This is a genomic window from Streptomyces sp. NPDC059398, from assembly GCF_042751845.1.
Classification (GTDB): Bacteria; Actinomycetota; Actinomycetes; order Streptomycetales; family Streptomycetaceae; genus Streptomyces.
Map to the genome: position 1 here is coordinate 1 of NZ_JBHYWP010000057.1, position 22,746 is coordinate 22,746.

Genomic DNA, 22,746 nt, shown 5'->3' on the forward strand with positions numbered 1-22,746 from the left:
GGCTCCCGGCTCCCGGCTCCCGGCTCCCGGCTCCCGGCTCCCGGCTCCCGGCTCCCGGCTCCCGGCTCCCGGCTCCCGGCTCCCGGCTCCCGGCTTGTCGAGTCTCTTAGTGTATCCAACTCCGTGCGAAAGTACGGCCAGTTTGCCCTTGATCCGGTCAAGTTGTCCGCCGAAGCTGGCGGAGACAGCCAGGTCCACGGGTGTCCTCAGAGCCTGCTCCCAGGGGATGACGGGCAAGCCCAGTTCGCCGAACAGCTCGGCCGTGCCGCTCTGGAAGACGGAGGACCCCGTCGAGGTCACGAGTGTCTGGATCCGGAAGTCGTCATGGAAGAGCGGCAGCACATCCAGCAGCCGTCCGGCAGAGGTGACGTTGTGCACCACGAGCAGAACGCGGCGATGCACCCTGCGGCTCGTCCAGCGCTCGGCGTCTCTCCCCACCGGTACCTTAATGAACGGGACGTTCGTCGCTCCCATCCGTCACTCCCCACTCCCTGCAAGGTCACACCGACCCAACAGCCACCCTAGCCATGCGATCGCCGACGAGGGTCCCGGGGACCGAGGCGAACTCCTCGGGAAGGCTGAACCGGTTCGCCGCCGCTCTGTCGAGCGGCCCTGGGCGGGCGGCCGCTCAGGTTGTTAGGCTGCGCGCATGTCTGATCTCGGGCCCGTAGCCTGGCCGCCCGAGCCGATCAGGACCGAGAGGCTCGTACTCCGTGAGTCCGAGGCCCGGGACCGTGAGGCCTTCATCGAGTTGCTGGCGTCGCCGGAGGTGCACACCTACCTCGGTGGCCCCCGGCCGCGTGACGACCTTGAGCGCGAGATGCCCGGGGTGCCCGAGCGGTGGCCCGGCAGCTTCGTCGTCGATCTCGACGGGGCGATGATCGGCCAGATCCTGCTCAGGAGGGCTGCGGCGCATCATCGTCCGGCTGCCGCGGGGAAGGCCGAAATCGGTTACCTGTTCTCGCCGCGGGCGTGGGGATCCGGGTACGCAGCCGAGGCGTGCGCGGCGGCACTCGGCTGGCTCGACGGCGTCCTCCCCGGTGAGCCGGTGGTGCTCGCCACCCAGACCGCCAACGTCGGCTCGATGCGCCTCGCGGCGAAGCTGGGGTTCACCGAGGTGGAGCGGTTCCACGCGTGGGACGCCGAGCAGTGGCTCGGCCTGCGGCACCCGGTCACGCCGTCCCCCTGAGCCCCAGCCGCCGCGGCAGGGCGCGTTTCTGCTGGGGCGACTGCTTCCGAAGGCTTCCGAGGGCTCCGAAGGTGGGTTCCGGTCAGTCGGCCGCCCGGCCGGGCCACCTGGTGAAGCGCCGCAGTCCCCTTCGGGTGGGCTTGAGCGGCTCGTCCTCAGGGGCGGCCGGGCCCTGAGCCGCGGTCAGGGCCGCCGCGGGGGCGGGGGCCGGCTCGACGTACTGACTGCCCCGTTCGAGCCGGGTGCGTACGGCCTGCGCCATGGTGCGGTGGGACGGGTCCTGCAGCAGGCCCTCCGTCGACAACCGCTCCCACATGTGCAGCAGTTCCTGCCCCCGGGTCACCACCTGGTCACCGTCGCGCAGCCGTTGCCATGCCGCGGTGGCACGGGCCACCTCGGGCGCGGCCCGGTTGAGATCGGTGCGGCAGCGGATGCGCGCCACGGTCAGCGCGAGGACGGTGGAGATCATGTAGTCGCCGCGCAGATAGGCGATGTACGCCTCGATCGCCCGTGCCTCCAGCGACAGATCGTCCTCCGCGTTCCTGCGCAGCGTCAGATGTTCCCGCAGGGCGCTGGCGAGGACGAACGCGGCGTGCAGCTCCTCGCGCTGCGCGTGCTGGATGATCCGCTCGACGCGGGCGAGCGGAGGGAAGGCCGCCTCCTCCGCCGCGGTCCGCTCGGGCCCCGGCGGCAGGTCCTCCTCCTCGCCGATGCTCCGGCTCGACCCGTCGGGGTACACCCGGATCCGCGCCACCTGCTGAACGCTGCGGTCGATGACGGTCGCCGCCACCGGGGCCCCCAGAGTGCGGGCGAACATGGCTATGGCGTCGAGAATCGCCTCGTTGGGCGGGCGTGTGCCGCCCATCTCCAGCAGATGGCCGTTGATCACCGTCGACCCGTCATCGGCGACGTACGCGTCGAGACGGATCAGCGGCTGTGCGCTGAGCGCGGGCAGGTTCCCCTTGTCACGGGGGGACAGTGAGTGGGACATTCGCTCAGACTCCGGGTCGGACTACGCCGAGGATGGGCATGGAAGCGGCGGGCGCGGTGGTGATCGAGCGGCCGGGCCGTGGGGCGTGGACGACCTGTCCGCCTCCGATGTACATGCCCACGTGCGTGGCGTTGTAGTAGATGATCAGGTCACCGGGCCGCGCGGATGACAGGCTGACCCGGGTCAGACCCGCCCACTGCGCCTGCGAGGTACGGGGGATGGGGTGCCCGGCCGCCGCCCAGGCCGCGGAGGTCAGTCCCGAGCAGTCGTACGACGAGGGGCCGACCGCGCCCCATACGTACGGCTTGCCGATCTGGGCCATGGCGAAAGCAACGGCTTTCCCGGCCGCTCCGCTCACCTTCGTTCCGCCGGGACTGTTCCCGCCCGACGGGCCGCCGCTCTGACCGGAGCCCGGCCACTTGGACTTGGCCGCGTCTTCGCGCTGCTTCTCCAACTGGGCCAGCTTGCGGGCCTCTCCCTTCGCCAGCCCCGACTCGATCCGCTCGGCCTCGGCGATCTTCTTCTCTATCTCCGTCTTCGACTTGGCCTTGTCCGCACGGGTGCGTTTCAGCTCCCGCAACTCCTTCTCGGCGGCCTCGGTCCGCGCGTCGAGATCCTCGCCCGCGGTCTTCTGGGCCTCGGAGGCGTTGACAAGGCTCTGCATGGCCTGACTGCTCTGGGCGGCGTCGTCCAGAGCCCGGTCGGCGTGGTCACCGAGCAGCAACTGCAGTCCGGTGGAGCCGAGATAGCCCCCGCGGTACTGGGTACGGGCCGCCTCACCCGCGAGATCGTGCAGGCTCTCCACCCGGTCCTTGGAGTGGGCGAGTTCCTTCTGCAGGGAAGCCAGCCGCTTCGCCTGCTTGGTCGCCTTCTCGTTGGCTCCGTCGTACGCCTCGGTGGCCACCTCGGCCTGACGGTAGAGGCCGTCCAACTCCGTACGGATCTGCTCGATCGACTCGTTGCCCCGCGTCCCGGGGTCGTTCGGAGCGGCGTAACTCGGCCCAGGTATCAGGGAGATCGCGCAGACGAGGACTGCTACGGTGGTCCGGCCTCGCAGCTGTCCGCCGCCGGTCGACACGTTCATCAGCTCCACTTTCAGAGGTCGCGTGCGGACAGCTCGGACGGATCGCCTGCCACCGCGGTCGCCACCACGGGGCATAGGGAGATCTGTTCGACCTGTGAACACACTACCCTCACTCGAACGGCCCACCCCGGTATCCCCGCACGTGTCAACGTCCCCGCGGAACAATGGCCCATCGCGGGGACGGAGAAGTGAATTGCAGGAAGCCCAGCCGTTCTGATCCGGTGTCCGGTCTTCTCGTGCGGATTCCCCGGAGGGGGCTGTTGCTTCCGTACGGCATTGACCGCGACCGGCCAGGTCAGCGTGGTCTCCGCTGGCCTGGCCGGGTGCCGCCGGTGCTGCTGTCAGGACGTCACAGGATCTCGATGGAGTTGACCTTGGGCGGGCGGTTCGGGAACGTGATCTCCGTCCAGCGGTTGATCCGTACGGAGTCGCCGTTGGCGTCGTAGTAGATCAGGTCGTTGTTTCCGGTGGAGATCTTGTCGACCCACCAGCCGCCGAACGCGGTCCGTCCCTTGTTCGCGTAGCAATCCACGCTCTGCCGACCGCCGCTGTGGGACCAGATCTTCAGGAAGTTCTCACCGCCCCGGCACTCGACGTGGTTGATGGCGAAGGCATTGCCGGGAGTGGTCAGCATGATTGCTGCCGCCGCGGCGAACGCCACGGCAGCCGATCGGATGAGTCTCTTCGACTTCATGAACACGTTCTCTCTTTCACGGGAATCGAGCAGGGCGGCGCCCCCGCGCCCGCGGGCACGTGGGGCGCCCGCACCGCGACGGACCCCCCAAGGTCCTTCGCGGTCGCGCACTGAGATTCCCGCGTGACCGGTGCGCTCCGGGATCAACTTGGCCGCGCTCGTCCGAAATTCGCACCTCAATGTCCCGATTTAGGCGTTCGGTTCACTGATGAAACGTTTGGGCGCCTTGGTGCGGTGGGAGGGCGGTGACGTGGTCGGCGGGGGCGGTGGGCGCGCGCCCCGCATGGGGTTCGGCCGCCGCCGTCGGCTGCCGTACGGCGTTCAGTCACCACTGCCGAGGGTCCAGGCCTCGATGTCGCGGTAGTGGATCGGTCCGGGACCGCGGCCGGTGTTGCTGCCGACGAGGTGCAGACGTCCGGCCTGCCATCGACGGCCGGTGAAGCCGGCGAGCCCGGCGGCGATCTCCGTCACGGAGGAGCGATCGTCCCTGCGGGCACGGGCCAGCGTCAGATGGGGGCGCAGCGGCCGGTCCTCGAAGGCGGCTCCGCAGTACCTGGCTACGGTACGCACGTCGGCGGCGAGCGACCGGAGCCCGTCGAGATCCCCGTCGACCCCGCTCCACAGCACGCGCGCGTCGAAGGTCCCGCTGCCGCGCAGCGCCAGGCTGAGAGGCCGGGCGGCAGCGGCGAGAGGTGCGAGCTTCAGGCGCAGGAGAGCGACGGCCGATGCCGGAAGCTCTCCGAGGAACGCGAGGGTGATGTGCCAGTCCTCGATACGGTTCCACCGCATATGAGGGTGTGTGCCGTAGGCGGGGAGCAGTTCGCGCGAGAGTTCTTCCTTCGCGCTGTCGGGCGGGGCGAGGGCGATGAACACGCGGATACTCGCGGGGCCGGTCTCTTCGTTCACTGGGACTTCGTACCGCATTCGGGTGGTCGGACGCGTTTTCGCTTCTGCCGTACGACCGTATCCGGTGCACGGGCTTCCGTGGGCGGGCGCGAGGCGGTGCCCGCTTCTCCGTGGACGCCGGGACGGCGGTCTCCGGCATGGTCACGGAAACGGGTGCGGATGCGGGTTGACCTCCTCCGGGCGCAAGGGCCGGGAGAGGCGCCCGAGGCGGTGGGGGACGGTCAGCACCCGGTCGAGTCCGGAGATGCGGCGCAGATGATGTCCGAAGGTCATCGGGAGCAGTCCGGGGACGACGGCCTTGACACAGGACAGTCCGGACGCGGCGTGCACCGGGGTGGTCTGGTCGACGACGATCGCTTCGAGACCGTTCGCGGCGAAACGGCTCACCAACGTGTCGAGATCCGCACGCAGATCGGTGTGGCGGGGCCAGGCGTAACGGTCGGCGAGTTCACGCAGGTTCAGGCGTTCCTGTGGCGGCCGGCCGCCGGGGGCGAGGAGGAAGTCGAGGCGGCGGGCGGCGACCGGATCGCAGTACAGCAGCGCGTGGTCGTCCATCAGGCGGACCTGCTCGGGGTCCTCGCGCATCCGGGCGGCGTCCTCCCTACGCTGCGGGTAGATCAGCCCGTACGCCTCGATGGCGGTGACCAGTTCGTGCAGTGCGCCGAAGATGCCCCGTTCGGGGTCGAGTCCGGAACCCCCGGCGCAGAGCACGGCGGGGCGGGGCGCATCGTGTCCGGAGCCGGGAGCGGGCCGCGGCCGAGTGTCCACGGCGGCGGCCCAGAAACACGGAATGCCCTCGGCGCCGGTCACGTCGAAGACTTCGACGCGGTAACCGGTGCGCTCCCGGATCCGGTCGGCGAGCAGGCCGATCCGCCGGTCGCGCGCGGTGTGCAGGTCGAGCGCGGGCGCCGGCACACGGGCATACCAGGTGAGCAGGAACGCGTCGCGCTCCGCGAGTTCCAGGAGCCCGTACAGGGCGGCCTCCTCGACGCAGCCGCCGAGGGCACAGCCGTTGGAGATCTCGGAGACGAACGGCCTTGCGGGGTGCGGCCGGTGGCGGCCGAGACGGTAGTACGCCAGGCTCTCGGGCACCAGGACCGGCTGTTCGCGGGTGAGGGAGTAGCCCCAGACCCACGGCAGGCCGAGGTCGGGGTGGTACGGCTGGAAGGGGAAGCCGGGTTCCTGGTAGCGGCGGGGTTCGTGGCTGCCGGTGGTGGCCGGGTCCAGTACGCCGCCGGGGTACCGGGCGGCGAGTTCGCGGTGACTGCCGTGCATCACGGTGGTCCGCCCTCCCGGGTGGCCTCCGCCGAGCCGCTCCAGCGCCTCGGCGATCGCGGTGACCCTGGCGGTACGGAAGTCGAGCGCACGGCCGTACCCGCCGTCGACCGACTCGGGCGGGCCGACCTTGGCCTCGGAGAACGGCAGGGTGTGCAGTCCGCGGTTCCGCAGCCCCTTGAGTACACCGGTCTCGTCGTCGACGTAGCGGGCTTCCAGTACGGCCCGCTCCGCGCGCAGGTCCCGGACCCGCAGGACCCCGGGGTCCGGTTTGGGCCGGGGGACGCGGGGGATTTCCGCGTGGGCCGGAGCGTCATCGGGCAGGCTGCCGCAGCCGGGGCAGTGGGGGTCGGGCAGGAAGACATGCCGGGTGATCCCCAGGTCGGTGAGCCGGAGCATGGTGACGGCGTCCTCGGCGGCCCCGGCATTCTCGGTGGCCCCCGCGGCGGTGAGCCCGCTCAGGGCGAGGTTCGCGGCGAGGTCGGCGGCGATCGGGGTGAGCAGCGGGGAGACGGTGCCGGTGAGACGGCTGCCGTAGGTGGCGAGCAGGGCCGCCGCCTCCGCCGCGTCGGCACGCGCTCCGGCACGGCGGGCGGCGAGACAGCGGTGGCAGCCCGGTGCGCCGGGGCGGATCTGCGGGCCGATGACCACGCGGTCCAGCTCCGCGACGACGAGCAGGAGCGGATGCCCGTCGGCAACCAGGTCACGCACCCGTTCTGACGCGGCGTCGGGGGTGTCGGCCGCCAGCAGCCGGACCCCGGTCCGGGGCAGCGGCACGGTGCCGGAGCGGCGGACGAGGGCCTGGCCGAGCAGGCCGCCGTCGTGGTGCACCCGGGCGGAGGCCGGCAGGAGGTCGTCACTCATCGCAGCGCACCGCTTTCAGCAGGCAGGGCAGTATCCCGGTGGCGGCCGGATCGTGGTCGAGCGGCACGAGCAGGGTGCCGTGCGCGGGGCCGCGCCGGTCGCGGAGCGCCTCCGCCACCGCCTCGTCGAAGGTGGCAGCCGAACCGAGCCCCCGGGGCGCGGACGGGCCCTGCGTACGTACGGCCGACGCCGGAACCAGGTGGGCCGTGCCGCGCTCGGGACACCACGCCCAGAGGGACGGCCCACCGGATGCCGCGACGAACCGCCGGGGGTCCAGGGCGAGCAGCGCGTAGCGCGCCAGGGCACGCCGTGCGGTGCGCAGCCGCGCCGTGGTGAAGTCCCGGCCCGTGGCGTAGACATGGTGATCGGCCAGGCCGGTGCGCGGGTCACGGACCAGGGCCCGGGAAGCGTGCCGGGGGAACTGCGGAAGAGCCCCCTCGTCCAGCTCGGCGAGCAGGCCGCCGCGCGGGTCGACGCAGGCCGCGGCGCGCCGGGAGAACTCCTCAGGACCGACGGCCGGTCCGTCGCGCAGGGAAGCGATCCCGGCGAGGAACTCCGCCGCGGACTGCGGCGCCGCCGGCAGTGCGGCCGGGTGCGGCCGGTAGGGGTGGCGGGTGGTGGTCAGGGTCGCGATGTCCAGCCGGACGAGCGGTTCCGGCTCGCCCGCCCTGCTGGTCGACGGGGCCAGGAGGGCCCGCTGGAACCGGTGCGCCAGCAGAGCGGCGGCGAACTCGGCCGCGTCGGAGTGACATGGCGGGACCCGAGGAGGGGGCTGGGTGCCATGCACGCGCAGCCAGCCGCCCAGCCAGCCACCGGCGGCGCGGTGCGGGCCGGGGGAGAGCGTCTCACCCAGCCACCAGGACTCCGCGTCACGGACGGCGGCGGCGAACCACAGGCCATGGGCACGGCACTCCTCGTCGAGCCGGGCGACGGACCGGGCGTCGTCGCCGGGCGCGAGCAGCAGCAGTGCGTCATGGCCGCCGGCCGCCACCGCGGTCCGGGCCGCCGCGTGGTCGGCCACCGGTGTGACGGCCGACAGGCCGGTCAGCCGCAGAGCGTCGGTCAGGGCCCCTGCCGCGGCCGGAGCACAGAGGATCAGCACGCGCAGCCGTGGGTAGGCCGCGGCGCGCCGCTCCGTGTCCGGAGTGGCCCGGTCCGCCAACAGGCCGTGGCGGTCGATGAGCTGGAGCACGCGCAGCACCGTCGTGCGACGCGCTCCGTCGAGGCCGTCGAGCAACTGCTCCACCGTGCGGGTGCCGTCCAGGAACGGAGTGAGCCGGTCCAGCCACCCGGCGATACCGGGGGCGGCAATCAGGTCGGTGCCATGGCTGGAGCGCACATGGACGGTACCGCTGCCGCTCGGGGTCAGGAAGACGTCGGGACGCAGGAGAGGTACGGAGTCGGAGGTGATCACTTTGTCCTCGGCCTGAGAGGGGTCGGTACGGTCGGGAGGTCCGCCAGGGTCACAACGGGCCGCCCAGCCGGGCCAGATGGCAGGCCGGCGTCCCGTTGCCGCGTTCGTGGCCGAGCAGAACGGCGAGCAGCGTGGTGCGGTCCGGGTGCGCGCCCAGTACGGCGTCGGCCGCCGCGGTGTCGACATCGCAGCGGAGCCCGGCGCCGATCCCGGCACGCGCGGCGGCCAGGCCGATCCGCTGGCCGATGACGCCCGCCCGCAGGTTGAGCATCCGGTACCAGCGGTCGCCGTGCCCGGGATAGCCCGACTCGTAGTCGCCGGTCACGAGCACGGCGCAGGCCGCCTCGAAACCCGCCAGTTCTCCCGGACCGCCGGGCGGGAAGAGGCTCCGGGGTGTGGCGCCGCCGGTGACCGGTCCTAGCTGACCGGTGCGTGGGTCGAACCGGTGACAGCCGGCTTGCAGTCCGGTGACGCGGTGGGCCACCACGTACAGCTCGCAGTCGGCCGGGACGTCATGGCCGAGGGATGTCCGGGCACCCTCGTCCAGGGGTATCGGGCGGGCCGCCTCCGCCACGGCCGCGAGCAGGGTTTCCGACGGAACGGGGACCGGCTCGAAGCCGGAGCGGGCCGTGTGGCGGCGCAGCAGCGGCGCGTCCGGCTCGATCGCCCCGGGCGTCCGCGCGGTGACGACCGAGTGGACGTGCTCCGCTGCGGAGTCGAGGCCGAGCAGGCGGCCCACTTCCCCGTCGGCGAAGCGCGTATGAGCGGTCGGCGCGGCGCCCGCCGACTCCAGCAGGGTGAGGGCCTGCCCGGTCAGCACGCCGGTGTCGAGTGCCTGCAGCCGGTGGCCGAAGGGACCGTAGCGGGCCAGATTCGCGTCCAGGCGACTGGTGATCAACAGGACTGATTCCGGCAGTTCGAGAGGCGGTCGGTCCAGTGTGCGGGTGAGGTCGGCACGCAGGTCGGCGGGGGAGAGGAGTTCGAGTGCGTGAGCCGTCGGCAGATAGTGGCAGAGCCCGGACGCGGTGGCCGTGTACACCTCACCCGGGTAGGTGCCGCCGCCGGACGGCACCGGCCGCCCGGCGGCCACGCCGGTGCTTGTCCAGTCGACCCGGGTGACGCCGTTGAGCAGGGCGAGGAGCGCGCCCAGACACTCCAGGAGTGCGGCAGGACCGCGGTCGCCCGACGGGGACGGGAAGGCCGGGGGGAACGGCAGGGGCAGGACGGGCACACCCGGATGGTGCCTGGGTGCGGTGCTGCCGGCCGCCGGGTCGATGGTGGGCAGCACACTGCCGTGCCGTGCGTGGTAGCGCCGCGCCGCCGCCCCTCCGGTGTCGGCGGGCGGTGGGTAGGCGCCGGGCGGGGGAGCCGGTGAGGCGGTCCTCATCCGCGTGCCCGTGCCGCGCTGGTGGTGCTCTCCGGCGTACCCGGGTCGTCCGCTGCGGTGGCCAGGACCAGTTCGAGCGCGCTGACCCCGTAGACCTCCTCCACCGCGTTGGCCGCGAGGTGGCAGAGCAGATAGCGCGTGAGGCCGGGCAGCCCGAGACGGGAGAGGTGGAGGTAGGTGTAGTTGAGCATCAGGCGGTAACGCAGGAAGCGCGGGTCCCGGTACATCATCTCCTTGTACGTGGGGCTGCCGCTGATCGCCCGGTGCAGCGGGCTGGCTGTGAGCAGTTCGCCGAGGCCGTTCTCCTCGTCGGCCGGGATCTCCGCCTCGGGGATCTCGCCCGCCTCGTACAGACCTGTCCAGCGGCTGCCCAGCGGGTCGATCGCACCCACCCACCGGTGCAGCGCCGCCGACAGGCCCGGCTCCGCCGCGGCCCCGGTATCCGGTGCCCCGGGCTCGGTGACCGGGGCGTCGAAGGCCGCGACCACGGCACGCACCTGAGCGGTGAGCAGTGCGCTGTTGGCCGCGTACCGCTGCTCGAAGGCGTCCCGCACCCCGGGACCGACGGTGCTCAGGTAGCCCTCGGCGTGCGAGCGGAAGGAGACGAACCCGCGGCGCACCGAAGGGTCCTGCGGGTGCCGGCAGAGCGTGTGTGCGGTGGCGAGCATCAGGCGCAGGGCCAGCGTCTCGCGCGGCAGACCCGCGGCGACGGACTCCAGGTGTTCGAACAGCAGGTCGTTGGTCCGCTGGTAGAAGAGGGCCAGCTCGTCCGCGCCCACCGGGCAGCCCAGCACGTCGACCCGGCGGTCGTGCTCCTCCCAGGTGATCGAGTTGTCGGGATAGAAGGGGGTCAGCGGGCCGGGTTCCCGTTCTGCTGCGGCGAGTCGGCGGTGCAGCGGCAGCAGGGCGGCCTCGTCGAGAGGAGCAGCGGTGGACGGCCGCGTCCTCAGAGCTCCGCCGACCAGCTCGGAAACGGCGGGTACCACCAGCCCGGCGAAGACGGCGGGTGTGGCCCGGACCACCAGGCGCAGATGGGGGCCGCGGCGCCAGTGCCGGAGCACGTACGCCGATTCGGCATGACCGGCGCAGCGCTCGATCACCGGCCGTACAGCGTCAAGGATCAGCTGGTCGGTGTCGTCACCGAAGTACGCGATGTGGGCCGCGCGCCACTGCGGCTCATCCGTCTGCGGGATGGCTGTCACGGGAGTCCCTCCTTGGCGGTTCTGTGTGCTGTCCGGGCTTCTCGGGGCGCGGGACCGGCCTCATGGCGGGTCCGCGCCGTCGTGCCGGGCGTGGTCGTGGCTGCTCCGCTGCCGCCGGGTGCTGTGCTGCAGCGGTCGGTCGTCTTCTGTCAGCTCCGTCACGGCCAGCAGGGCCAGGGCACGCAGGCCGGCCTCCTGGCCGAGCCGTATGCCGAGACGGTTGCAGGCCAGATGGGACAGATGACCGGCCAGCCGGGCAGGGAAGGCGGCCTGCGACTGGGCGCTCCGGCAGGCCGCGAGCCATCGGCTCACCGGGTCGGCGCCGGCCGGGGCGTCCACTCCCGGCGGTGCGGCCGTGCGTGCCGCGTGGGCGACGGAGAGCAGGGCGGCGCGCCGGGTCCTGTACTGGGCCCGCACATCCGGCGCGGGCCGTCCCGGCGGGACGCCCGGGTCCGTGGTGGCGGCCAGCAGGGCGAAACAGTGGGCCGTGCGCTGTGCCTGGCTCCATTCGGCCACTATGGCGTCGGTGGCCAGCTCGCTGCAGGTGGCGAACGCGTCTTCGGCGGCCCGCAACGCGGCGCCATGGCCGTACTTGCCGTGTTCCGGCCGGTAGGTGTGGAAGGCGAGGCTGTCGTTCGGGGCCAGGCCCCCGGGCTCGCTCTCCGGCTCCCGCGCGGTCAACTGGGCTGCCAGGGAACGGTACTGGTCTGCCGTCATGGGCTGTGACGGTGGCAGCGCGCGGAACACCGCCGTGGTGTGTGCCTCCAGCGCTGCGCGTACCGCGGGCTCGGCGGCCGCTGTGGTGAGACGGACCCGCAGGCGCAGGTGCGGGCCGCCCTGCCAGTGGCGGAGGAAGAAGAACTGGTCGGCCAGTCCCCGTTGCCGCAGCTCCGCGACGACCGGGGGGATCAGCGCGCTCACCACCAGGTCGAGCGGGTGGCCGGTGAACACATGGGCGCTGACCCAGCGGCCCGCCGGTTCCGGCGCCGCCGCCCCTCCGGGCAGGCGGGTCAGCATGTCCGCTCGCGCCGGTCTGCCGCCGGGAGCGGTGCGGTGGGCAGTTCGATGACGAACTCGGTCGCGTAACGCCGGCCGTCCTGGTGGGCCGGGGCGTCGTGGAGGTCGGGCAGGGCCTCGGTGAACAGCAGGGGCCGGCCCGTGGCCGCGGCCCGCTCGAAGACACGCAGCAGATGGGCGTGGGCGAAATCGATGTACACCGGCTTGCGGTCCTTGTCGTGCAGCGCGGGGCCGGTGAAGCCGTCGGCGGGGCGCGGAGTGAGGAGGCGCAGGAAGCAGCGCAGCGGCAGCCCGAGCGCCACGCGCCAGGTGTGCACGCGGACCAGATACGCCGCGTCCGCTTCCCCGGCGGCGCGGGCGGGTGCCCGGCCGGGGTCGACGAACCAGGTCGCACGGCGCAGGACCAGGGCCCCGACGGTGAGACGGGGCATCTTCGTCCACCCCGCACCGGGCGCCGCCTCCGGGCCCCCGGGGGGCGGGCCTGTCCGCTCCGGCGGGAGCAGCCGCCACAGCTGCGGCCAGTCCGACCAGAAGGCGTAGGAGGTCTGACCGAACGCCTCCGCCAGCAGCCGCGCCTGCAGCGGAAGCAGTGGTGTGGCGAGCAGGCCCAGGTGCAGTGGCCGTATGACACGGCCGGTGGTGCGGTGGGTCAGGCGGAGGCGCTGGGTGCGCCGGTCGTGTACGACATCGAGGTCGGCGGGGCGGATCAGCTGCCCGGCAGGCCGGTCCGATGTGGCACCGTCCAGGTCGATCGCGTAACGGGTGGCGGGCGCACGCTGGTTGAGGGCACTGCCGAAGGCGGCGTCGAACTCGGCGTACAAGGGGCCGTCCGCGGGGCCGCCGGGAGGCTCCTCGCGGGCCGCCCCGGGACGGGCGGATGCGCCGAGCAGGTGGGAGATCCGGGTCCGGCCGGTGCCATGGCCACAGGTGACCGTGTTGAGCACCAGTCCGAGACCGGTGGCCGGGTCGGGCAGCGTCTGTACGTAACAGGCGTGACGGTCGCCCGAGGTGTCCGGCTCGGTCCAGGCGCCGCAGAGTTCACGGACGGCCCGCGGTTCGAGACGGACAGTGCCGTCGGGGGCGAGGGGAGTACGGGCGATCAGGCGGCGCAGTGCGTCCTGCCGCCGCGCGTCGCGCTCGGTGGGAGCGTGCGGCCCGGCCGCGGCCCACCAGGGGCCGAAGTCCTGGAGGAAACGGGTGAACGGCTGCCTGAAACCCGGGCCGTGGACGGTCACGGCCTGCTGGCGGAGTGCTTCGCGCCGAGGTGTGAGGGTGTCGAACGGGGCGAGCAGCGCCGGTACTTGGGCGAGGTCGGCGAGAGCCGGCCGCCAGGCAGCCGGGTCGAGCACGGCAGCCGTGCCGACGGCCACCGTGTGGTGGAAGTACAGCGGGCCGCGGTCCAGCTCTTCGCCCGGACCGATCAGTCCGAGCCGTCGCGCGGCGGCCGTGGTGTGGTGCTGAAGGGCGGTGGCGATGCCCCGGTGGGAGCCGGGCCTGGCGGTTCTGGCGGAGTCGACACGGTCGCGGACGGCGCGCAGGTCCGCGAGCAGGAGGGTGAGGCGGTCGCCGCCGGGCGGCTCCGGCAGGTGCCGGCCGAGCCAGTCGCAGAGCGTGGTGGCGTCGAGTCCCTGGTCGGGCAGGCCGAGACGCATCTCCAGCAGGCCGGTGCGGACGAGCCGCGCGATGACGGCGTCGGCGGTGGCGGTCGTGGCGCTCCCGGTGCCGGAGGCACCGAGCAGGGTACGCAGCCGCGCAGGGCTGCCTGCCTTGTCGACCGCTGCCAGGACCGCGGCCAGCGCCGGTGTGGCGGGCAGGGCACGCACCTCGCCGGACGGGCCCGGCGCGGTGAACAGCCACTGCTCTCCCCCGGAGGAGAGCACCGGTGTGGCCGACGGATTGACGCGCAGCCGGACGGCGCCGTCCACTTCGGGCAGGTGGGCGAGAGCGGCGGCGATCCGGGACAGCGGGAGGAGAGCCGCTTCGGCCGCCTCGGCCCGGACGGAACTCACCAGGGTGACATCGGCGCCGGCGTCCGTCGCCCAGTGGCCGAAGCCGCTCGCGGCGAAGGTGGTCAGCGGGCTGGGCTTGGCCATCGCGCGGCCCGCGTACTTGGCCAGCCGGACGGCTGCCCCGTCCAGCGGCCGCCGCTCCGGCGCGTCGCGCTCCCGTCGGCGCAGGTCCTCGTACAGGTCCGGACTGGCGTAGTCGAGACCGGTGGCGAACGCCGGGTCCTGGACAAGCGCATCGAGGGCCGCTGCCGCCGACCGGGTCTCGGCGGGCAGGACGCGGCCCAGTTCCGCGAAGAGCCCGGCCCGGGCACGGCCAAGAGCGGCGTGGCCGTGGAGACGTCCGGTGAGCGCGGCACCGAGCACATCCGGCGGGGCCGCCGCGTCCAGCAGAGGGCCGATGCGGGCGCCCCGGTGCACAGCTCGGCGCAGCCCCACCAGCCTGGGCTTGAAGGGGCGTGCCGGTTCGGTACCGATCAGGGCGTACAGCGCGTCGCTGAGCTGCGCCGCCTCGTCGGCCAGCCGTTGGTCCAAAGACCCGATACGCAGGGCGAGTTCGGTGCTGCGGGGGACGCGGGAGGCGTCGAGTGCGGTGGTGGGCAGTCCGGCGATCCGTACCCCCACGGGGGCGGTGGACGCGGGAGGCGCCGTCGAGGGCGGTGTGTTCCGGCTCATCAGAACACCACCGGGATACGGAAGGCGGCGCCCGGCCGCATCCTGCCGATGGCCACCTGGAAGAGCACGGTCTCCTCACCCCGGGCAAGCCCGAGCAGACGTTCGGCCCCGGCGGCGTCGTAGCCGTTGTGGACGCGGGCGGCCAGGCCATGACGGGCCGCGACCACGCAGATCAGGTGCGCCGCCGCCCCCGCGATCAGGTGCAGTCTGCGGAAGGCGTCCGCGCCGTACCGTGCGACGGCGCCGGCGCGCCGGACGGCGATGTAGGCGGTACAGGCGGTCGAGCGGAAGTTCATCGACACCCGGCCTTCGGTCTGCCCGATCTGTTCGAGCGAAGCGAGCGGGTCGCCGTCGCCGGTCTGTCGCAGGCCGCCGCCGCTGTGGACGTAGTGGCCCGGGGGGAAGCCGGTGACACGCTGGACGAGCAGGTGGCAGGAGAAGCCGGGGAACGGCGCTGCCGTGAGGGCGGCGTCGAGATCGGTGAGCAGCGCCCGCGGGGATGGCGCCGGTTCCGGGTCGAATATCGCGGCGCCCGAGTGGCGGGCACGGAGCACAGAGGCCAGGTCGGGCGGGAGCCAGCCCCGGTCGGCCGGACGCTGCGCGGATCGCGGGATCTCCAGGTAGCCCATCGGGTGCTCGGCCGCCGGCAGCCGGTTCGCGCAGAGGCCGAGCAGCGTCTCCCGGTCCTGCCCGGGGCGGGTGCGCAGACCGACTGCGGCGGCGACCAGGTGCAGCGCGCCCAGCAGCATTCCTGCTTCCTGGGCGCAGAGCCGTGGAGCGTAGTCGCCGTAGAGCCGGGCGGTACGGGCGAACCGGCTGGTGATCACGATGAACCGGGACCGTCCGGGATCGCACTCCGGATCATCCGTCATCGATGCGTTCAGCAGGACGAGTTGATGGTGCATCGGATCGAACCGGAACGCCGCGGCGGGTGTGACGAGGGTGACCTCGCTCGGATAGCGGCAGCGCGCGGAGGCCACCGCCCGGTGAAGCGGCCAGCCGCCCGGGGTCAGGTCGTGCTGGAACAGGCCGTAGGAGTAGTGCAGCAGCGCGGAGAGGATGGCCGGGTCGGTGAGGGCGGCCGGGGATTCGGGGGTGACCGGGGATTCGGGGGTGACCGGAGGTTCGGGGGTGACCGGAGGTTCGGGGGCGGGCGGCAGGTGGAGCGGCGGCGGTGCCAGCGCAAGGCGTGGCCCGCGGGGGAGCGGGTCGCACTCCGCACCGGCTTCTCCTGGGACCGGGGATCCCGCGGCGAGCGTGGCCGGAATGGCCCTGCGGGAGTAGACCGCGTCGGCCCAGAGCGCCAGTGGGAAGGGGGTCTCGCTCACACGGGCCCGGAGGATCCCGTCGGTTTCGTCGGTTCCCCCGGTCCTGTCGGTCCTGTCGCTTCTGCTCTTCACCCCGCCTCCGTGCCGAGGAAGCGGCCGGTGGCCAGATCCAGTACCGCGGTACTGCCCACCACTGAAGGATCTGCCAATGACGGATCCTTCAGTGACGGATCTGCGCCGCCAACGGCGTTGTCCAGACCCGCCATCCGGTGCAGCAGTTGCCGGCAGAGCTGATGGGCGGCGAGAGCCGCGATCGGACCACCGAGGTAAGGACTGGGGTCTTCCGCCTGGATCAGGCCGTGCTCCCGCACGCCGGCCGGGTTTCCCGGATCCGCCGCGCCTGCTCCGTCGTGATCGTGAGCCGGTCCGCTGCCCGGCGGCCTGCAGGGGGCCGGTGCTGGAGGTTCCGACGCGCTCCCGGGGTCGCCCACGGCGCTGATCACGATGTGATCGCCCTGTGCCACCGCCTCTCCGTACCGAAGGCCGCCGCGTATCGCGAGCGCGCGGGCCCGCTCGGCCGCCTCCGCGTCGAACACGTCCGAACCGAAGAGCACCACGCCCGCGTCCGCGGGCAGTTCGGCACGGTCCCCGCTGAGCTGTTCGTAGCGGAAGCATCCGCCCTCCTGCTGGAGCAGGGCCACACACTCCCGTAGCCGGTCCACGCCCGCAGGGGCTCCGGACGCCTCATCCGCGGTGCCGGGCCGGCGGCGGACATGTGCCACACCCGAGGCGAGCAGGGCGAGCACCAGCGCATGTGCCATCCGCCCGGAACCGAGCACGAGGGGGGCGCAGTCGCGGTACCGCTCGAAGCGGTACTCGGGCGAGTCCGCGCGCGCCGCGATGAAGTCGATCAGTGCCGCGTGGTGCGCAAGGACCTGTGGGCTCAGCCCGTGTGGCAGATCCGCCGTCGCGTCGCGTACGAAGCCTTCCCGGGCCAGCAGTTCCACCAGAGCGCGAACATGCTGCGCGGTCTGTGGCGGGAGGTCGGCGGTGAGCTGGTCCAGAGTGCTGCGACCGTCCAGAAACGGCCGCAGACGTTCCAGCCACGGGTGGATTCCCGGCAGCGCGAAGGCAGTCGTGTGCTGGGGCCCGCGGATCACCACACCCCGGTCGGATGGCAGCAGATGCGTGTCGGGGAGCAGCCTCGGCCTCATCGCCACCTCCATCGGGATTCCTCAGCGGTAACGGCCTTTCGCAGGCGTGGAAGCGCCGGACGAAGTTGCGTTCCTGGGCCTCCGGGCGGCCGACACTAGCGGAGCCTAATGGTCTAGTCCATCCCCTTCACAGTTCCCAATAGTCACGCTAGTGTCCGAACTGGGTGCCCGAACATGTCTGTTGATGCTCCATTAGTTCGAAAGGAGGGCTTGATGAACGAGAACAGCACCGGTTCACCGTCGCTCGCTGCTGCGGTCGCCGACCTCGCGCTGGACCTCGACCTCGGCTCGCTGGCCGGGGACGAGCACAGCCAGTCGCTCACAGCGGGTCACGGCATGACGGAGGCGAGTGCGAGCTTCTGCTGCGCTCCGCCGCCGAACTGCTGTAACTGCAGCTGCTCCTGAGCCGGCAGCGCGTGCCGGGCGAGCAGCCGGCCCGGCACGCGCGTGGGGCCACCGGTGGCGTAAGCGGCATCGAACGGCTCGGCCCCGGCCGGCCGCACCGGGGGCAGGCCGTGTCAGAACTTGCCGTGTCAGAACTTCAGGTGAACGTCTGCCGCCGTAGCCGGTGTTCGGTGTTCTCTGCCGGTGATCTCTGTCGATCCGGGATGCGCAAGAGGCGCGGGTCAGCGCACTCGGCCCCGTGGTTTCAGCGGTACGGGCGGGAGTTCGGGAGCGGACAGCCGGTCGCCGTCGTAGCCCTTGACCTCGCCGAAGCGTGACCCTGTCATCCAGTCCGCGCGTGCCTGCGCGATGTCCTCGTCGGACCGTCCGATGAAGTTCCACCACATGACGATCTCTTCCGCGAACGGCTCGCCGCCCAGCAGCATCAGGCCCGCGTCCGACACCGCGCGCAGCGGCAGTTCTGTGCGTCCGCAGCCGAGGTAGAGCATCGAGCCGGGCTGGACCGGTACGCCGTCCACGGACGCCTCGCCCGACATGGCGAGGACCGCGTACTCGAAGTCCGGCTCCAGCGGCAGGGCGGTCTCCGTTCCCGCTGCGAGGGCCAGGTCGGCGCCGAGCAGCGGGCTGTACGCCGTACCGGGGGAGAGGGCGCCGTCGAGTTCGCCCAGGACGACCGTTGCCGTGAGGCCCGGGGCCTCCACTGTCGGCAGGTCCGCGTGGTGCTGGAAGTGCGGTTCCACTGTGCGGTGGGCTTCGGGGAGCGCCACCCAGAGCTGGGCTCCGTGCAGATAGCGGGCGTGCGCCGCGGGGCTCTCCTCCGAATGGCTGATCGCCCGGCCCGATGTCATGAGCCCCAGCTCGCGCGGGCGCACCGTCTGCAGGCTTCCCGTGCTGTCCCGGTGCAGCACTTCCCCCTCGTGCAGCCAGCTGACCGTCTGGAGGCCCATGTGCGGGTGCGGCGGGACCTGCATGCCCGGTTCGCCGGCGATGTCGTCGGGGCCGTAGTGGTCGACGAAGGCCCAGGCGCCGATCATGCGGCGGCCCAGGTTCGGCAGCAGCCGGCGCACCTCGGTCGATTCGCCGAGTCCCACCCGGCGGGGGCTGAGGAGTTCGCGCACCGGCTCGGCCGGGACGAAGCCGCGGCCACCGCAGACGGAGAGGGCCGCCTGGCGATCGAGATTGCTCATGCTGCACAACCTAGCGCCGCTGCGGGCGACAGTGCGGGGCTCCGTACGCGCGATGACACATCTGGCTCTGGAAGGTCCCAGGTTCCGTCATGGAGGCTTGGGCCAGGTCCGCCCCGACCGGTTGCGGCTTTCCCCACCGGCCGGCGCTGTCCGGCCCCCGCCCTACCGGCCGGGCCGCATCACCCCGAGCCCCGCCCTGACACTCGAACAGACCACCAGGACGGGCACCGTACCCGGTCGCGGACTGCAATGGACGGATGATCGCGCCTCCGCATGACTGCCTCGCGCGCAACGAGTGGATCTGCGGTGCCTATCTGTCGACCCGCAAGACCATCCTCTGGGATGCCGTCCTCCAGCACCTGCAGCTCACGGCGGTCTCCGTGCTGGTCGGGCTGGTGCTCGCCGTTCCCCTCGCGGTGGCGGCCCGTCGCTGGCGGCTGGCCGCCGGTCCGGTGCTCGCGATCACCACCGTGCTCTACACGGTCCCCTCCCTCGCGATGTTCTCGCTTCTCCTGCCGGTGTACGGCCTCTCCGCCTCCCTCGTGATCGCCGGCCTCGTCCTCTACTCGCTCACCCTGCTGGTACGGAACATCCTGGCCGGGCTGCGCGCCGTGCCCGAGGAGACCCGACAGGCCGCCCGCGGCATGGGGTACGGGCCGATCCGGCTGCTGCTCGCCGTCGAGCTTCCGCTCTCGCTCCCCGCCGCCATGGCGGGGCTGCGTATCGCGACCGTCTCGGCCGTCTCGCTCGTCACGGTGGGCGCCATCGTCGGATACGGCGGCCTCGGCAACCTCATCTACAGCGGTATGAACACCTACTTCAAGGCCCAGGTGCTGACCGCGTCCGTGCTCTGTGTGGTCATCGCGGTCGCCGCCGACCTCGTACTGCTCGGCGTGCAGCGGCTGCTCACACCATGGACCCGCGTATGAACACGCTCTCCTCCGCCTGGTCCTGGCTCACCAGCTCCGCCCACTGGTCCGGCGGTGACGGCATCACGCACCGGATCACCCAGCATCTCTTCCTCACCGTCGTCTGTCTGGCGCTGAGCAGTCTGATCGCCCTGCCGGTCGCCGTGGTGCTCGGTCACATCGGCCGAGGGGGTGCGCTCGCCGTCAATATCTCCAATGTCGGACGCGCCGTCCCCACCTTCGCCGTACTCGTCCTGCTGCTGCTCACCCCGCTCGGCAAGCACGGCGAGTGGCCGACCGTCATCGCGCTGGTGCTCTTCGCCGTACCGCCGCTGCTGACCAACGCCTATGTCGGGATGCGCGAGGTGGACCGGGACGTGGTCAGCGCGGCCCGGGGGATGGGCATGTCAGGGCGACAACTGCTGTTTCACGTGGAACTGCCGCTTGCGTCGCCTTTGATCCTCACCGGTATGCGGATCGCGGCCGTCCAGCTCGTCGCCACGGCCACCCTCGCCGCGCTGGCCGGTGGCGGTGGGCTCGGACGGATCATCACCGGTGGGTTCAATCTCGCCTCCACGCCTCAGGTCGTGGCGGGAGCGCTGCTGGTGGCTGTGTTCGCGTTGCTGGTGGAGGCCCTGTTCGTGATCGGGCAGCGGCTGGCACCCGCTTGGGCGCGAGGCGGTACGGAGTGAGGGCGGGCCCGTCGCACGACCGGGCCGGGCCGTGCGGGCTCTGTCCCCGGCCCCGCCTGTTGTGCGGTGCGGGCCGGGCCCGGCCCCGGCTGCCGCGCGGTGCGTTCCATGCCCGGCCCTGGCTGCTGTGCGGTGTGCTCCTGCTGACAGCCGCCGCGTGCACCACCGGACCCGCCCTGGAGAGCCGCGGTACGGTCACGGCCCCGCCCGGCAACAGCAAGCAGCTGACCATCGGCACCGCGGGTTTCACCGAGAGCGATCTGCTCGCCCAGATGTACGCGCTCCTTCTCCACCGGGCCGGATACCGCACCGACATCCTGTCCGTGACCAATCGGGAACTCTATGAACCCGCCCTGGAGAGCGGCCAGATCGACGTCGTACCGGAGTACGCGGCGACCTTCGCGGACTGGCTGAACACCAAGGTGAGGGGGGCGGGGGCGCCGCCCGCCGGGTCGCCCGACATCCGGGCCACCATGAAGGCCCTGCGCGCCCTGGCGGCCCCGCGCGGCCTCACGGTCCTGAACCCCGGCCGCGCGGTCGACCAGAACGCCTACGCGGTCACCGCCGCCTATGCCGCCCGGCACCGGCTCAGGACCCTCAGCGATCTGGGCAGGTCCGGGCTCGCGGTGCGGCTCGCCGCGGGTGACGAGTGCGTTCGGCGCCCGTACTGCGAGCCGGGTCTGAAGAAGACCTACGGCATCCGCCTCACCGGGATCGACCCCAAGGGCGTCGGTACCACCCCGGCCAAGCAGGCGGTGCAGAACGGACAGGACCAGATGGTGCTGACGACGACCACGGACGCCACGCTCGGCGCCTTCGGCCTGGTCATCCTCCGGGACGACAAGCATCTGCAGAACGCCGACTCCATCGTGCCCGTCGTCAACCGCTCACGCGCCGGGAGCCACGGCGTCACGGGCGCGCTCGACCGGCTCAACGCCGTACTGACCACCAAGGACCTTGCCTCGCTCAACCAGCAGGTGGACAGCTGGCGGCGGCTGCCCGAGGACGTCGCCAGGAACTACCTGCGGTCGAAGCACCTGCTCTGAAGGGCCGCCCGCCGTAACGCCGTTGGCCGGTTACGCATCCGAGACGGATGTGAACTCCACCTCGTCCCGCGCGACCCCGTGCGCGTCCGCGTCCACCGAGCGCCGCAGCGCCTCATGGAGCTTGGCCGGGGTCAGCACACCGAGGAAGTGGTCCCCGTCCAGCACCGCCACCCACCCCGCGTCGTGCTGCAGCATCTCGCTGAACGCCTGCTTCAGCGGCGCCCCCACCGGCACCCATGCCTCCATTCGGCGGGCCAGCGGACCCACGGTGGCGCCCGCCCCCGCCAGGGCGTCCGCGGCCACCCAGCCGTGCAGGCCCCCGTCCTGCCGCAGCACCACGGCCCACCGCGCCCCCTCGGCGCGCAGCCGGCCGGCCACCGTGCCGGCCGTCTCGTCGAGCCGGGCCACGGGGGGCTGTTCCAGGTCGTCCGTCTCGATCCGGGTGACGGAGAGCCGCTTCAGCCCGCGGTCGGCGCCCACGAACTCGGCCACATACGGAGTCGCCGGGGTGCCGAGTACCGCACCCGGTGTGTCGAACTGCTCGATGCGCCCTTCTCCGTACACCGCGATCCGGTCGCCCATCCGGACGGCCTCCTCGATGTCATGGGTCACCAGCAGCACCGTCTTGCGCACGGTCGCCTGGAGCTTCAGGAACTCGTTCTGCAGCCGCTCGCGCACCACGGGGTCGACCGCGCCGAACGGTTCGTCCATCAGCAGGACGGGCGGATCAGCGGCGAGCGCCCTGGCCACCCCGACCCGCTGCCGCTGTCCGCCGGACAGCTGCGCCGGGTATCTGGACCCGTAGATGCCGGGGTCGAGTCCGACCAGATCGAGGAGTTCGGCGGCGCGCTCCCGTGCCCTGGCCCTCTTCCAGCCGACCAGCGCGGGCACGGTGGCCGTGTTGTCGAGGACCGTACGGTGCGGGAAGAGGCCGACCTGCTGGATGACGTAGCCGATGCCGCGCCGCAGCCGCACCGGGTCGATGGCGGAGATGTCCCTGCCGTCCACCAGGATCCGGCCGGAGGTCGGTTCGATGAGCCGGTTCACCATCATCATCGTGGTCGTCTTGCCGCAGCCCGACGGCCCGACGAGGGTGACCAGTTCCCCCTCGGAGACCTCGAACGACAGGTCGTCCACCGCCATCGTGCCGTCCGGGTAGACCTTGCCGACCTGTTCGAACCGGATCATGGAGCAACGCTAACCGCCGGAGCCGCACCCCGCTCACCGGCGGCACCCGCGCGGGCCGGCCGCTGTGCGGGTGACGACCGCCGGGCCGGGCAACCGCCACCGGCAACCGCGGCTGCGGCTGACGGACGGCCTCC

General features: G+C 72.3%; 19 protein-coding genes and 1 pseudogene. 5 read left to right on the plus strand and 15 right to left on the minus strand.

From position 1 onward, the window contains the following. Positions 1 to 402, minus strand: a pseudogene (locus ACFXBC_RS20525) (hypothetical protein); the annotation flags it as partial. 247 nt (positions 403 to 649) lie between these two features. Between ACFXBC_RS20525 and ACFXBC_RS20530 the strand changes: the two are divergent. Continuing rightward, positions 650 to 1,189: a GNAT family N-acetyltransferase gene (locus tag ACFXBC_RS20530; RefSeq protein ID WP_385026049.1), complete on the plus strand. Its 540-nt coding sequence runs from the start codon at positions 650 to 652 to the stop codon at positions 1,187 to 1,189. Positions 1,190 to 1,271: 82 nt separating this feature from the next. Here ACFXBC_RS20530 and ACFXBC_RS20535 read toward each other — a convergent pair whose 3' ends face one another. The 12 genes from ACFXBC_RS20535 to ACFXBC_RS20590 all read right to left on the minus strand — a co-directional run bounded on the left by ACFXBC_RS20535 (position 1,272) and on the right by ACFXBC_RS20590 (position 17,198). Continuing rightward, a complete protein-coding gene (locus ACFXBC_RS20535) occupies positions 1,272 to 2,180 on the minus strand; it encodes a hypothetical protein (RefSeq protein WP_385026052.1) in 909 nt (302 codons plus the stop codon). A 4-nt stretch (positions 2,181 to 2,184) separates the two neighbouring features. Beyond that, the gene (locus ACFXBC_RS20540) at positions 2,185 to 3,264 is read right to left on the minus strand and encodes an NlpC/P60 family protein (RefSeq protein ID WP_385026055.1); all 1,080 of its coding nucleotides are present in this window, start codon (positions 3,262 to 3,264) and stop codon (positions 2,185 to 2,187) included. A 349-nt stretch (positions 3,265 to 3,613) separates the two neighbouring features. Further along, entirely contained in the window at positions 3,614 to 3,958 is a 345-nt protein-coding gene (locus tag ACFXBC_RS20545) for a beta/gamma crystallin domain-containing protein (RefSeq protein ID WP_385026058.1), read from the minus strand. Between the two features lie 321 nt (positions 3,959 to 4,279). Continuing rightward, positions 4,280 to 4,882 (minus strand): RNA 2',3'-cyclic phosphodiesterase, encoded by a 603-nt coding sequence (gene thpR, locus ACFXBC_RS20550; protein ID WP_385026061.1) that lies wholly within the window; start codon positions 4,880 to 4,882, stop codon positions 4,280 to 4,282. 123 nt (positions 4,883 to 5,005) lie between these two features. Next, entirely contained in the window at positions 5,006 to 7,003 is a 1,998-nt protein-coding gene (locus ACFXBC_RS20555) for a TOMM precursor leader peptide-binding protein (protein ID WP_385026064.1), read from the minus strand. Then, positions 6,996 to 8,417 carry a hypothetical protein gene (locus tag ACFXBC_RS20560; protein WP_385026067.1) on the minus strand — a complete coding sequence of 474 codons (1,422 nt, stop codon included), beginning with the start codon at positions 8,415 to 8,417 and terminating at the stop codon, positions 6,996 to 6,998. Before ACFXBC_RS20560 ends, ACFXBC_RS20555 begins: the two co-directional genes overlap by 8 nt. A 49-nt stretch (positions 8,418 to 8,466) precedes the next feature. Further along, positions 8,467 to 9,804, minus strand: a complete 1,338-nt coding sequence (locus ACFXBC_RS20565; RefSeq protein ID WP_385026070.1) for a hypothetical protein — start codon at positions 9,802 to 9,804, stop codon at positions 8,467 to 8,469. Then, positions 9,801 to 11,006 carry a thiopeptide maturation pyridine synthase gene (locus ACFXBC_RS20570; RefSeq protein WP_385026073.1) on the minus strand — a complete coding sequence of 402 codons (1,206 nt, stop codon included), beginning with the start codon at positions 11,004 to 11,006 and terminating at the stop codon, positions 9,801 to 9,803. The genes ACFXBC_RS20565 and ACFXBC_RS20570 overlap by 4 nt, the downstream gene beginning before the upstream one ends. Before the next feature lie 60 nt (positions 11,007 to 11,066). After that, on the minus strand, positions 11,067 to 12,023 hold the full coding sequence (locus ACFXBC_RS20575; protein WP_385026076.1) for a lantibiotic dehydratase C-terminal domain-containing protein: 957 nt from the start codon (positions 12,021 to 12,023) through the stop codon (positions 11,067 to 11,069). Next, complete coding sequence (locus ACFXBC_RS20580) at positions 12,017 to 14,704, minus strand: lantibiotic dehydratase (protein WP_385026079.1); 2,688 nt, start codon at positions 14,702 to 14,704, stop codon at positions 12,017 to 12,019. The genes ACFXBC_RS20575 and ACFXBC_RS20580 overlap by 7 nt, the downstream gene beginning before the upstream one ends. Then, positions 14,704 to 16,032 (minus strand): hypothetical protein, encoded by a 1,329-nt coding sequence (locus ACFXBC_RS20585; RefSeq protein WP_385026082.1) that lies wholly within the window; start codon positions 16,030 to 16,032, stop codon positions 14,704 to 14,706. The genes ACFXBC_RS20580 and ACFXBC_RS20585 overlap by 1 nt, the downstream gene beginning before the upstream one ends. Positions 16,033 to 16,100: 68 nt before the next feature. After that, a complete protein-coding gene (locus tag ACFXBC_RS20590) occupies positions 16,101 to 17,198 on the minus strand; it encodes a hypothetical protein (protein ID WP_385026085.1) in 1,098 nt (365 codons plus the stop codon). A gap of 201 nt (positions 17,199 to 17,399) precedes the next feature. Here ACFXBC_RS20590 and ACFXBC_RS20595 point away from each other — a divergent pair, with 201 nt between their 5' ends. Beyond that, complete coding sequence (locus ACFXBC_RS20595; RefSeq protein WP_385026088.1) at positions 17,400 to 17,591, plus strand: thiomuracin/GE37468 family thiazolyl RiPP peptide; 192 nt, start codon at positions 17,400 to 17,402, stop codon at positions 17,589 to 17,591. Positions 17,592 to 17,812: 221 nt separating this feature from the next. Here ACFXBC_RS20595 and ACFXBC_RS20600 read toward each other — a convergent pair whose 3' ends face one another. Then, positions 17,813 to 18,778, minus strand: coding sequence for a pirin family protein (locus ACFXBC_RS20600; RefSeq protein WP_385026091.1), 966 nt, complete (start codon positions 18,776 to 18,778; stop codon positions 17,813 to 17,815). Positions 18,779 to 19,035: 257 nt separating this feature from the next. Here ACFXBC_RS20600 and ACFXBC_RS20605 point away from each other — a divergent pair, with 257 nt between their 5' ends. The 3 genes from ACFXBC_RS20605 (at position 19,036) to ACFXBC_RS20615 (ending at position 21,424) form a co-directional block, all read left to right on the plus strand. Beyond that, entirely contained in the window at positions 19,036 to 19,707 is a 672-nt protein-coding gene (locus ACFXBC_RS20605; RefSeq protein ID WP_385026093.1) for an ABC transporter permease, read from the plus strand. Next, positions 19,704 to 20,378: an ABC transporter permease gene (locus ACFXBC_RS20610; protein WP_385026096.1), complete on the plus strand. Its 675-nt coding sequence runs from the start codon at positions 19,704 to 19,706 to the stop codon at positions 20,376 to 20,378. The genes ACFXBC_RS20605 and ACFXBC_RS20610 overlap by 4 nt, the downstream gene beginning before the upstream one ends. Positions 20,379 to 20,503: 125 nt before the next feature. After that, positions 20,504 to 21,424 carry an ABC transporter substrate-binding protein gene (locus ACFXBC_RS20615; RefSeq protein WP_385026167.1) on the plus strand — a complete coding sequence of 307 codons (921 nt, stop codon included), beginning with the start codon at positions 20,504 to 20,506 and terminating at the stop codon, positions 21,422 to 21,424. Between the two features lie 30 nt (positions 21,425 to 21,454). Here the strand turns inward: ACFXBC_RS20615 and ACFXBC_RS20620 are convergent, their stop codons facing one another. Then, complete coding sequence (locus tag ACFXBC_RS20620; protein WP_385026098.1) at positions 21,455 to 22,612, minus strand: ABC transporter ATP-binding protein; 1,158 nt, start codon at positions 22,610 to 22,612, stop codon at positions 21,455 to 21,457. Positions 22,613 to 22,746 lie beyond the last annotated feature (134 nt).